The 12,595-nt window shown below is 55.3% G+C and carries 8 protein-coding genes and 1 tRNA gene; 4 read left to right on the top strand and 5 right to left on the bottom strand.

All coding sequences use genetic code 11. The annotated features are described in order from the left end of the window. Positions 1-115: 115 nt before the first annotated feature. A tRNA-Leu gene (locus VGM18_10495) sits at positions 116-202 on the bottom strand. Positions 203-559: 357 nt separating this feature from the next. Between VGM18_10495 and VGM18_10490 the strand changes: the two genes are divergently transcribed. From VGM18_10490 to VGM18_10480, 3 genes are all read left to right on the top strand, one after another. Beyond that, complete coding sequence (locus VGM18_10490) at positions 560-1,480, top strand: cyclase family protein (GenBank protein HEY3973424.1); 921 nt, start codon at positions 560-562, stop codon at positions 1,478-1,480. Then, on the top strand, positions 1,447-2,784 hold the full coding sequence (locus VGM18_10485; protein ID HEY3973423.1) for a zinc dependent phospholipase C family protein: 1,338 nt from the start codon (positions 1,447-1,449) through the stop codon (positions 2,782-2,784). The genes VGM18_10490 and VGM18_10485 overlap by 34 nt, the downstream gene beginning before the upstream one ends. A 68-nt stretch (positions 2,785-2,852) precedes the next feature. Next, the gene (locus tag VGM18_10480) at positions 2,853-3,665 is read left to right on the top strand and encodes a hypothetical protein (protein ID HEY3973422.1); all 813 of its coding nucleotides are present in this window, start codon (positions 2,853-2,855) and stop codon (positions 3,663-3,665) included. Positions 3,666-3,674: 9 nt separating this feature from the next. Here the strand turns inward: VGM18_10480 and VGM18_10475 are convergent, their stop codons facing one another. The 4 genes from VGM18_10475 to VGM18_10460 form a co-directional block, all read right to left on the bottom strand. Further along, positions 3,675-4,403, bottom strand: coding sequence for a M15 family metallopeptidase (locus VGM18_10475; GenBank protein HEY3973421.1), 729 nt, complete (start codon positions 4,401-4,403; stop codon positions 3,675-3,677). A 58-nt stretch (positions 4,404-4,461) separates the two neighbouring features. Then, positions 4,462-6,174 (bottom strand): gamma-glutamyltransferase, encoded by a 1,713-nt coding sequence (ggt, locus tag VGM18_10470; protein ID HEY3973420.1) that lies wholly within the window; start codon positions 6,172-6,174, stop codon positions 4,462-4,464. Positions 6,175-6,552: 378 nt separating this feature from the next. After that, positions 6,553-8,025, bottom strand: coding sequence for an ATP-binding protein (locus VGM18_10465; GenBank protein HEY3973419.1), 1,473 nt, complete (start codon positions 8,023-8,025; stop codon positions 6,553-6,555). A 37-nt stretch (positions 8,026-8,062) separates the two neighbouring features. Further along, positions 8,063-8,743, bottom strand: a complete 681-nt coding sequence (locus VGM18_10460) for a response regulator transcription factor (protein ID HEY3973418.1) — start codon at positions 8,741-8,743, stop codon at positions 8,063-8,065. A 259-nt stretch (positions 8,744-9,002) separates the two neighbouring features. Between VGM18_10460 and VGM18_10455 the strand changes: the two genes are divergently transcribed. Next, positions 9,003-12,521, top strand: a complete 3,519-nt coding sequence (locus tag VGM18_10455) for a TonB-dependent receptor (GenBank protein HEY3973417.1) — start codon at positions 9,003-9,005, stop codon at positions 12,519-12,521. Positions 12,522-12,595: the final 74 nt, after the last annotated feature.

Below are 12,595 nucleotides of genomic sequence, written 5' to 3'. Positions count from 1 at the left end.
GATAGCTTTCAACTCCTCGGCTACCTGCGACGCAAAGTCCGCTGCGTCTACTGCAGAAGCTAATCGCATGAAGAGAGCTGGGTCTGCTAGCCGCGTATTCATTGGGTTTTTAGAGTGGTGCCGGGAGGGGGAGTCGAACCCCCAAGACCCGAAGGTCGGCGGATTTTGAGTCCGCTGCGTCTGCCAGTTCCGCCATCCCGGCTCTACCAAAAGTAAAAATGTGAAACTGTGAAATAAAATGTGAAAGTTCTGGTGGATCAGCACAGGGCAGCCGCCATTCTTCTTCGTGAAGCGCTTTCTCGGCGAATCGCGGAAGCATAAGATGGGCACCCGTGTGAGATTCTAACACCCGACGGCCTCACAACCCCATCTCTAAGTTATGCCTTGCTTCTTGTTCCTCAACTTGCTTCTTGTTCCTCAATTTGTGAAGAACTCCATCGAACAACACGAACGGGACGGGATTCGCCGACTACTTTGGGCCGCCTTGCTGGTGGCTGCGAGGCTCGCTTTTTCTCCGACGGAAATACCGATGGTGTATCTTTCCAAGATGAGGGGTTCAATGAAGCCAACTGATTGTGTTCGTACGATGGTTCTGTTTGTGCCGATACTCTTGTGTGCCGGATCGTTAATGGCCCAAAACGCCCAGCCATCACTCTGGCAGATCTACGAAACGTCTCTGAAAAAGGCGAAATATGTCGACTTGACCCATACCATCACTCCGTCAACTCCGGTTTGGCACGGTTTCAGCCCATCCCGATTTTCGCGGACTGTTGATCCTGCCACGAACGTACCGTACACATACGAGAAAGACGGTTTTGAGGCGACCCATTACGATCTCTCGACCGATCAACTGGGCACGCAGCTGGACCCGCCGGCCCATTGGAATCCGAGCTATCCCGCCATTGACGAACTGCCGGCAACGTATGCGATTCGTCCACTGGTCGTGATCCCGATATACGAACAGGCGGCCAAAGATCCCGGGTATCAAATGACGGTGGACGACATCAAGAACTGGGAGAAACGCAATGGGCGCATTCCGGAAGGAGCCGTGGTATTCATCCGTTCAGATTGGTCCAAGGACTGGCCCAGTCCCGATCTGGCGACTCGAAAACAGTTTCCTGGAGTAACACTCGCAGCTTTGAAATTTCTTCATCTCGAACGCCATATTCTTTTCCACGGGCACGAAGCACTCGACACAGACACGACGCCTACGCTCGAAGGCGAGGCATGGCTCTTAAGGAATGGCTACACGCAAGCGGAAGGCGTCGCCAACCTCGATAGGGTCCCCGAAAAGGGAGCTCTGGTTGCCATCGGCTTTCCAAAACTCGGAGGAGGAACGGGTGGATACGCTCGCTATATCGCGATTTGCCCGCCAGACTGGAAATATGGAGTCTCTGTCGGTGAGGTGCCGGAAGCTCCGATGAACAAATTGGGCCACCCTTTGCATTGGGACGCGAAGGCAGGCATGCGCATCCGGTAATCAAAATGAAACGGCCACGCCGCGCTGCTGTCAGCGTTTTGCTTGTCCTTTCCCTCTGGCTCGCTTCCACGAATGTGGCATCGAGCTACTCGGTCTTGACCCACGAAGCAATCATCGACGCGGCATGGGAAATCAGCATCCGTCCGGTCCTATTGCAGCGTTTTTCAAATGCAACTCCAGAGGAACTGAAGCTAGCCCATGCCTACGCTTATGGCGGTGCGATCATTCAGGATCTCGGTTACTACCCTCACGGCAGCCACTTTTTCAGCGACCTGACCCACTATTGCCGGACCGGAGACTTTATCCTAGCTTTGCTCCGAAACTCCGAGGACATCAATGGTTATGCATTCGCCATCGGCGCTCTTTCTCATTATGCCGGGGACATTGCTGGTCACCGGATAGGCATCAATCCTTCAGTGCCTATTCTCTATCCGAAGTTGCGGGAAAAATACGGCAAAGTTGTGACCTATGAAGAAGATCCGCTGGCGCATATCAAGGCGGAATTTGGATTTGACGTCCTGGAAGTCGCACGGCAGCGTTACGCTCCCGACAGCTATCGCGATTTCATCGGGTTTCAAGTCGACGTTCCATTGCTGGAGAAGGCTTTTCGCGAAACTTATGGCCTGGAGCTTAAGTCGGTTTTGACGGATGAGAATAAAGCTTTCGGTTCATACCGGCATGACGTCAGTCAACTCATTCCTAAGGCGACTCGAATTGCCTGGACTCTAAAGAAGAACGAGATCCAAAGAGACGAACCCAGCATGACCAAGCGGAAGTTTCTCTACAATCTTTCGCGGTCAAGCTACGAAAAAAATTGGGGTCGAGCTTATCAGAGGCCGACACCGTTCGAACGCTTTCTGGCATTTCTCTATAAGCTGCTTCCCAAGTTTGGTCCCTTGAGGGTGCTACAGCTTCGCACTCCAACGCCTCAGACCGAACACATGTTTGAAGCGAGTTTCAATGCCGCCTTGGACAGTTACAAGGCTCTGCTGGTCCAGACGGGCAGGGGAACGCCAGAAGTCCCCGATGTGAATCTGGATACCGGCGGCAGTACCTCTCCCGGAGTTTATTTCATGAATGACAACGTCCGTGCGAAGCTGCTCGAAAAGCTTGCAGAGCAGAATTTTGCACGGGTGACAGCCGATCTTCGCGCCAATCTTTTACACTTTTATTCGGATCCCGATGCACCATATGCGACTAAACGCAAACCAAAGCAATGGAACAAGCTGCAAGTGGACCTGAAGCGATTGAAAGAGTCTGTCCCCACTACGTCAGCGGGTGACAGTCAAGGCGACGGGCAGTGAACCCGCTTTTCCGACGCGAAGTGGATGGAATAGAACAACCGCACGTATTTCGTGTTTAGATACCGCCTATGAACATTCTGTCCTCACTGTTCTGCTTCTTTCTCGCCGCGATTGTAAGTGGGGCTGTTCTGGCTGAGGTTGATGTTGGTGAACCTAGTTTTTTCGCCGCATCCACTCAGATGGCGGTGGTCACCACGGCGGATTGGAACGCTGTCGAAGGATGGCTGCAACGATACGACCGGGCTATTCCCGGGGCTGCGTGGGTGCCTGTAGGTGAACCCATTTCCGTCGTGGTTGGTAAACATGGCTTAGGGTGGGGCGTCGGCGTGGTTGCGATCGATTACCCCAAAATTCGCGACATGTCCGACCCGGTCAAAAAAGAAGGAGATGGCACGGCGCCTGCGGGTGTGTTCGCCTTAGGCACTTCGTTCGGATACGCGACCGAGCCACTGCTGGGATCAAAGATGCCGTATCTGCACCTGACGGCGTCGATCGAATGCGTGGATGATCCAAACTCCAAGTACTACAACCGCGTGATTGACCGGTCCGCTGTCTCTCCCGACTGGAACAGTTCGGAACACATGCGGAGCATCGGCGAGTACCGTTGGGGCATAGTCATAGATCACAATGGAATTGTTACCGATGTCAAAAGCCATCCGCCCGTGCCCGGAGCCGGCTCGTGCGTCTTCCTTCACATTTGGCGAGGTCCTGGCCAGGGCACCGCTGGATGCACAGCGATGCCGCAAATCGACCTGGAAACCTTGCTCACGTGGCTCGACCCGAAACGCAAGCCTCTGCTGCTGCAACTGCCGGAAGCGGAATATGCGCGGCTAGTCAATCGTTGGAAGCTGCCTGCTCCAGCCAGCGTTCCTCCGAAGTGAGCGAAATCTCTACTGTCGGAGATCTTCAAACTTTACATTCAGGATTGGATACGCTTTCCAGTCCTTGTAGTCGAAGTGCCACCACTCCTCAGGGTAGACCGTGAAACCCTGTTTTTCCATTGCTTCGCGCAGCAAGGTACGGCGAGCGCGCTCGTCCATGGTTCCGCCGGCGTAGTCGGCATAGGCGCGATCCGACATCTCGTCGTATCCGCTGGGCATTTTCACTTCTTTGCCCGTTTTCAAATCGTATAAGGAAAGGTCCACGGCGCACCCGCGGTTATGCTTCGAGCCCTCGGCTGGATTGGCAACGAAGATTTTCTTGTCATCGGGAGTGGCGTCCCAGAAAATTTTCGTGACATACCATGGGCGGTAGCCGTCATGGATGATAAGGACGTATCCGCGAGCCTTGAGCTCGCGATTGACACGAACCAGCGCTTCCGCCGCTGGCCGCTGAAGGAACGCCCGCGCCTGAGTGTATACGGGTGTACCCAGGAAATTGTTCGTGGTGGCGTAACGGATATCGAGCTTGATCGACGGATCGAGCTTCACCAACTCCACTAACTCAGGTTGGCGGAAAGCTCCCTGCTCGGCTGGCGGCTGCGCCTTTAGCGCCTCTGCGCGCAGCTCTTCTACCGGACGAAGAGGTGCGATACGGAAGCTGGCCTCTTGCGCGAAACCGACTTCCAACAGCAGAAGAAGACAACAAAGCTGGACGAAGTGGTTTAGTCTGGGTTTCATGGATATTTATTTCAACTAGCCTGGCATCGAATTTGACATTTCTGGAAACTTCATCCGATTACTTCGTGTTCGGTTCTTGCGGAATCGCTTCGCCATCCGAACGCGGGTCAGCTCCCGCAAAATTTACACTCCGATTTTTATCCCTCACCACAGCTTCGCCTTGCCCCACAGTAAAGGAAAACGGTTCCAGCAATTCGATCTGATGACCTCGCTTTGCAAGCTCCGCTCTTACCTCGGCCGGAATTGATGGTTCCATCTGCACATCACAACCCTCAAAAGTTGCCTTGGTGAATCGCGGCTGTTCGAGCGCCGCCTGCACATTCATTCCGTAATCCACAACGTTTGCGACAAACTGCGCGTGGGCCTGCGCCTGGTTCCAACCCCCCATAATCCCGAAGCCAATATGTATATCGTCCTTCTGCATGAACGCCGGAATGATCGTGTGCAGAGGACGTTTGTGGCCCGCCAAAGAATTTGGAAGTCCGGGCGTCAACTGAAATCCCGCTCCACGATTATGAAACGAGAAGCCGAGCCCGGGCGCGACCAATCCTGTACCGTAACCCGCAAAATTGCTCTGAATCAGCGAAACGATGTTGCCGTCTTTATCGATCGTAGAAAGATAAATCGTCGAATTGCCGTGCGCGTCGAGCATTGCCTTAATGTCTGAAGGAACCACCTCGCATGCGGCTTTATCCATCTTGATGAGTGCGGCACGCTGCTTGGCGAGATCTTTGGACAGCATCTCCTTGACGGGCACAGGAGTAAAGCGCGTATCACCCACGTATTTATACATATCTGCATAGGCTAATTTCTTCGCCTCGATCATCACATGCAAGGCATCGACGGAGTTGTGCCCATACTGGCTCAACGGAAACTGTTCCATGATGTTCAGCATGGTTAAGGCGGCAATCCCTTGACCATTCGGAGGTAACTCGTAGATCGTCCACCCGCGATATGTCGTGGAGATCGGGTCAACCCACTCGGGCTGAAAATCCCTGAAATCTTCGACCGTATGGGTCCCGCCCCGCGCTCGCAAGAACTGCACCATGGTATCGGTCATGGCTCCGTTATAGAAGGCGTCTCTTCCATGAGCTGCAATCTGGCGCAGCGAATTCGCAAGCGCCGGGTTCTTGAATTCATCGCCTACTTTCGGCGCTACGCCGGTCGGGAGATATGTTTCCTTGTATCCCGGTTGCTGCATCAGGCTTTTGGCAACCCAGTAGCGCGCATTTCTCTCGGCCAGCGGGAAGCCGTTTTGCGCATAGTAAATCGCAGGCGCGAGAAGTTCCGTGAAGGGCAAAGTACCGAACCGGCTCCGCAGCGCATCCCATCCCGCCACAGTACCGGGAACGTCGACGGTCTCGACGCCGATCGGATTGATATGGTCGACGCCGTGCTCTTTCAGGTAATCAATCGTTAGCGACTTCGGAGTCCAACCGCTTGCATTCAGGCCATAGAGCTTTCCGGTCTTCGCCTCGTAATAGACGGCGAACAAGTCCCCGCCTATGCCGTTTACATACGGCTGCACTAAACCCATCACGGCATTCGCGGCAATTGCCGCATCTACTGCGTTGCCGCCCTCTTCTAAAATATGGGCCCCTGCCTGGGAGGCAAGAAACTGCGGAGCTGCCACGATTCCCATCTTCGTCACGACCATCGAGCGGCCCTGCCCCGGCACAGAAGAAAACTGCTGTGCTGCAAGCGTCGAAGAAACCGATAAAAGCAGAAAAGCGGCAAAAATCTTCACGACGACCCTTTGGGAAATTATCATTTCAACTCCACGCGCGGTCTATTTTTTGGTGCTCAAAACCGTCAGTTCAAGTTCGTGCGTTTTCTCCCCAATTTAGTGTCGAGGGAAAACCATCGCTTCAACAGTGATTCAGAGAAATTGGAAAATCCGGTCGACGGCTACGCAATTGCGCCGATTGCAATCACTGCGAACATCTCAATACTCCAGTTGAAATACTTTTTGACCTGTGAGCGCGGCAATCAAGAAATGATTCCCGGCCTCAAGTTTAGACTTGAATTCTGCGACAGAATATACAGTCGGCGCGACGTCTCTCGCTCTTGAGTCCACTGAATCTGCCAGTTCTGCCATCCAGGATCGAGAGAGGCCATTGTACGGCAGGGCTGGCGAATTTTGAATATGTCATGCGGGCTGCGGATTCTTCACCGGCACTGCGATCACGGGCAACTCGACGCGGAAGGTGCTACCGTGACCGGGGCGACTCTCGACCGCGATCGAGCCGTGGTGCTGAGTGACGATCCACTGCGCGATGGCCAATCCGAGTCCGGCGCCGCCGCGGCTTCGGGCTGGGTCGACGCGGTAGAAGCGCTCGAAAATCTTGGGCTGGTCTTCTTCGGCGATGCCGATCCCGGAGTCGTGCACCGTAATCGCCGCGCTTCCGTTTTTCGACTCGATCGACAGGCGCACAGAACCGGGCGCGGAAGTGTATTTGAAGGCGTTATCGAGCAGAATGTCCGCGAGGCGTCGCAGCAGCGTCTCGTCGCCGAGGACAAACAAATCGGAACCGGATAAATCTGGAAGTGAATCAGCGAGTGCATCGGGAAGTGAATGGGGAACGGAGTCGGTACGACCGAGGCTGCCGTAGAACTCAAGGTTGCGAATGGTGGCCACTTGCCGCCAGCCTTCGACCATGTCGCGCAACAGTTGCCGCAAGTCTACCGGTTGCAGATCAAGCGTCTCGCGTCCGGAATCAGAGCGGGCCAATGACAGCAACTGTTCGATCAGCGCAGTGGTGCGTTCCGCCTCCAGCAGAATGTGGCGCAGCGATTCTTTGTATTCGGCTTCTCCGCGCGAACGCCGCAATGCCAGCTCGGCTTCGGTGCGGATCAGCGACACCGGTGTTCTCAGTTCGTGGGAAGCGTCGGCGGTAAATTGCGTGATGCGCAGAAATGCGGACTCGATCCGGTCCAGCATCTCATTTAATGTGTCGGAGAGGCGTTGCAGTTCGTCGCCGGTTTCTAATTTCTGGAGGCGGCCGCTCAGGTTCGTTCCGCCGACCTCGCGCGCGGTTCGCACCAACGCATCCACCGGGGATAAGGCTCGCCGGCTCAACCAGTAACCTCCGCCCGCGGCCGCCAGGAACAGGAGGGGAGCAAACATCAGCAAATAAAAACGGAACAGCCTCAGGGTTTGCACAACATCGTCCGCCGGGGCCCCCATCTCGACGGTGAAGACATGATTGTTGGCGTTGATCTTGCACAGAATGAAGCGGAGGGCATGGCCATCAATCAACTGGCTTTTCATGACCGGATGTTTGACGTGGTTCGGCGGGAAGAGTGATGGGTGCGCCTCGATAAATGGCGCACGATAAATTAGCTGATTGTCGTCCGCGTAAATGGCCAGGTAATCTCCGGCGTGCTCAATGCCATAAGCCTCGTTTGTTTCCTCTTGTAGTTTCGCAATCGTGGCGTCTTTCTTCTGCGCCTCAAGAAAGCTCTTCAGATCGTCGACCTGGGTCTCCAGGCCATCGTCGACCAAGTCATAGAGATTATGCCGCAGGATGAGCCACATGCCGGCGCCGAAGACGAGCTGGGCCAGGGCAAATATTGCCAGGTACCAGAACGTAAGGCGCACGCCGATGGAGAGTTTTTGCATGCTGGTCTGCTTCGCTTGGCTGCTCAGATTGCTTCTGTCATGCGAGCCCATTCTGCCGAACCACGTAGCCGACGCCGCGAATCGTGTGAATGAGCTTGGCCCGGCCGGGTGCATCGATCTTATTACGCAACAGGTGCATAAACGCGTCGAGAGTATTCTCTTCAATTTCCCGGTCAAACCCCCAGACCGATTCGATCAGCGCCCGGCGGGAGACGACCTTGCCGGCGCGGTACATCAGTCGCTCCAGCAAATTGTATTCAGTGCGGGTCAGCGCAATCCGTGTGTCTCCGCGCAGAACTTCTCTGCTGGCGGGATCAAGAATTAAGTCGGCGACCTGCAAACTGACGTCCTGCGCCGCGAGGGCGCGTCTCTTCACCGCCCGCAACCGCGCCATCAGTTCCTCGAACGAAAACGGTTTGGTCATGTAATCGTCAGCGCCCAGATCGAGACCGCGGACAATGTCGGGGAGGGAGTCGCGGGCCGTCAGCATCAGAACGGGAGTCCGGACTTTTTCCGCGCGCAGGCGCTTGGCCATTTCGTAGCCGCTGAGCTTGGGCATCATGATATCGAGAATGATGACGTCGAACTCAAAGGACTTCGCCAAAGCCAGGCCCTCGGCGCCATCGAATGCGCACGTCGCGATGTGGCCCTCCTCAGTGAGCCCCTTGCGGAGCAAGGCGGCCATACGCGCTTCGTCTTCTACGATCAAGAGCTTCATCGCATTCAGAGCCAGCTCCTATTTTCAGTTTGTGACCGATCAAGTTTCAGTTTAAGACGGATCGAAGGTTTGGAGTCAGGAACCTGAAAAAATATTAATTTGACGTTCATTGTTCCTTCACACGTCGATTCTAGGATTTCCGGTTATAAGTCATTTACATCAAGCGTCCAGATACTCAGGGGACTGACAAGACGGACTCCGTCGCTACCGGGATGTCTGTCCCGATTCAGCATTTCTTGTACTGCAAGGAGCTCATGTCATGAAGCAAGTTTATTCCTACCTTACCCATTCTCCATCCCTCAAGTGCGGAGCCGTAGTAGTGGCGGGCGCACTGCTCCTGCTTGCCGGGATACCGGCAGCCTATGGCCAGATAGATCGGGCGGAGCTGGAAGGCACTGTGACCGATCCGAACGGAAGAGTGGTGTCGGGCGCAGTCGTCAAGGTGCTTGCGGTCGAGACAGGGTTAAGCCAGGAACAGCCGTCCAATTCGAGCGGCTATTACCGTTTTCCCGGTCTGGCAGTCGGCAAATATACGGTCACAACGACCGCCGCCGGTTTTCAGACGAAAGTGGTGCAGGACGTTATCCTGCGTGTTGGCCAGACGCGAACATTAGACGTGCAACTTGGGGTGGGAGCGGTTAGCGAGCAGATCGAGGTCAAGGCGAACGAGTTGGCGAATCGCACTTCGGCCGAAGCCGCGACGGTGATTGATACCGAACAGATCGCCAATCTTCCGAATAATGGCCGCGATTGGGCTAGCTTCACGCTGCTGGCGCCCTTTGCGCAGGACGATGGCGGCGGCGATCAGCGCACCATTCGATTCGCCGGCCGGGCCCGCGACGACAATAACTTTTCGATCGATGGCGTTGACGCCGGGGGCATCCAGGAGCAGGCCCAGAAATCGCAGACTCGCTTGCAGATTTCGCAGGATGCAATCCAGGAATATCGCGTGAACAGCGCCGATTACGACGTCGAGTACGGCACGCAGTCGGGCGGACAAATCGACGTCGAAACCAAGTCGGGCACTAATAATTATCACGGCTCGATTTTTGGATATTTTCGGAACTCCGTTTTTGACGCGCGCAACTTCAACGACTACAACCTGGCCAATCAGCCTGCGATCCCGCCGTTTCGTCTGGGGCAGTACGGATTAACCGTCGGCGGGCCGATCAAGAAAGACAATACGTTCTTCTTCATCAGTTACGAGGGCCTGCGGCAGTACCAGTCGATCACAGAAAGCGGAGTATACGTCCCTGCCGGGCTATGCTGCGCCGCCTTCGACCCGACGCTCGGCGAACCGCAGAATATCACCGTTCCCTACCAGCAATATGTCTTAGATCAAGCCAACAGCCTCGGCTATGGATCGCAGATGTGCCAAATCATGCAAGCTTTTCCCTGGCGCGCGTCGGTGGGATCGATTGATGGCTGCTCGCCGCGGTTTGTTCTTCCCGATAGCGCCTTCCAGTACATGGGAGGCGGAGGCAGCGCGAATCAAGACGATGTCACATTCGCTGCGCCAACCATCGTGCATGAAGACACGTGGCTGGTCCGAATTGATCACAAAATCAGTGAGAAGACGCTGCTCTACGGTCGTGCGCAGCGCGATATCAGCCTGGTCGATGCGCCCAATGGCAACTCCAGCCTGGCGACCGATAAACTGCAGACCATCAATCATCCAGCGAATTACATGATCGCGCTGCAGCACACGTTTGGTCCGACCCTATTCAACGAAGGCAAGTTCTACGTGAACCGGGCGCCGTTCCATAATCCACAGGCCAGCGCTCTGCCCTATGCGGTGAGCACCGACAATTTCGTGGGCCTCAATAACGACAGCGCGGACATTGAGGTCGGAACGACCTATGGCTTAATCGACAATCTGACCTGGTCCCACGCTCGCCATACGTTCAAAATGGGTATGGAGTATCGAAGGGTCCGCCTGAACCAAGGCCAAACCTCAAACAACAGCCTGACCTTTGGTGACGACTATTCGTTGTCCCAGGCCTCACTGACGAGTCTTGATTACATCGCTCCGTGGTGCTGTCATAGGTTGCGCCGCAATTTCTTCATGCCGTATTTCCAGGACGAATGGAAGGCAACTCCCACCCTCACCCTGACGGCGGGGCTGCGCTGGGACTACTACGGCGTCGCGCACGAGGCGACCAACCGTACGACAGTATTCGACGTTAACCAGTTTCACGGCGTTTGTTTGGGAACTGGATCTTTCAACGTTCCTCCGGTTTCACCGAGTCTGGGCCCCATCAATACGCCGCCGTGTCCTGCACATCCCGCCCTGTACAACGCCAGTTATGTGAATTTTGATCCGCGGTTGGCTCTGGCGTGGGCTCCCGCCGCTCTGCATGGGAAGACTGTCATCCGCTCGGGCTTTGGTATTTATCATGGTGCCGCGCAAAATGACGACTTGAACGCAGGTCTGGAGAGCGACACATTCCGCGTTCTGATCAACAGCTTCGCCGCTGGTCCCAATTTGCAGTCTCAGTTCCAGCAACTCGATCCCACTTTTACGGGACTCAATATCGGCAAACAAGCCAGCCATCCCCGAGCGCTGCAACGGCACGGGCGGCGCGATTTGTACGTGGAATCGTGGACATTGGCCGTGGAACATCAGTTGCCTGCCAATTTCTTAGCCTCGGCGCAATATCTTGGCAGCCGAGGAGTGCGGCTCTTCTCTCGCGGCGCGGTAAATCTCTGCACCTCGCCATTAACATCGAACGTTCTTCCCGGCAACCCCGACAGCGTCCCTGTCACAGATTGCCAGCGCACACTCGATCCCTATTACCTGCCCGATCCGTCCAATCCCGGCTACACGACCTCCGATCCTTTCGGATCGGTCGACTACAAGAGCGATATCGGCTCCAGCACGTACAACGCGCTTGGACTGTCTCTCGAACGTCGCTTCAAAGCAGGCCTGGAGTTTCAGGGGCGCTATACCTGGTCTCATTCCATTAACGACGGCTCTGTCGGTGGGGGCGAGTCGAATGGACCGGAGAATGTGAATTGCCTTCAGTGCGACAAAGGACCGAGTATTTTCGATGTCCGCAACAACGTCGCCGTCAATGCCGTATACGAACTTCCGTTCGGTCCGGGAAAGCCGTACCTCAATTCTCCTGGAGCTGTCGGCAAAATACTTGGAGGCTGGCAGCTGAGCAGCATTGGCCTCTGGCATACGGGCCACCCTTTGACCGTCTTTATGGATCTTCAGAAGAACAGCATCAGCGATCCGAACAACCCATTCGTCGGACTTCCGTTTACTTACCTCCTTCCCAACGGCGACGATCAGGATACTCAACGTCCCGACATCATTCCGGGAGTGCCGTTGACATTGCCGCATCAGCAGCCCGCAGTCGGGGGAGCCGCGGGGTCGCCCTACGTCAACCTCGCGGCATTTGCGCCTCCTCCGGTGGACGCCAACGGAAACTTCACTCGCTTTGGCAATGAACCGAATGGAGCCATTCGTGCCCTGCCTTACTGGCAGATCGATCTGGCACTGACCAAGGAAACAAGACTGACGGAGCGCACATCGCTGGAGTTTGCGGTGCAGGCGTTTAACATCTTCAACCACGTGCAATTCGCTGATCCCAGTCAACTGAATCTGGCTTACGATACCCCGGGTGGGGTAGGCGGCCTGTTCCCTGAATCAGGGTTCGGTTACATCGATACAACGGTGAACTTCAACAACAACAACGATAACGCCGCATCGCCGAACACCGGCACCGGGCTGCCGCGGCAGTTGCAATTCATGGTGCGAGTGAAGTTCTGATGGGTGCGGTTGTCCTTCAGGCAAATTTCAGCACGGGCGTGGGAGAATAACCTGATTTCAAAGCAGGAGCCTTT

The sequence above is a fragment of the Candidatus Sulfotelmatobacter sp. genome (genome assembly GCA_036500765.1).
Classification (GTDB): Bacteria; Acidobacteriota; Terriglobia; order Terriglobales; family Acidobacteriaceae; genus Sulfotelmatobacter.
This window is presented reverse-complemented; position numbering and strand designations above follow the sequence as displayed.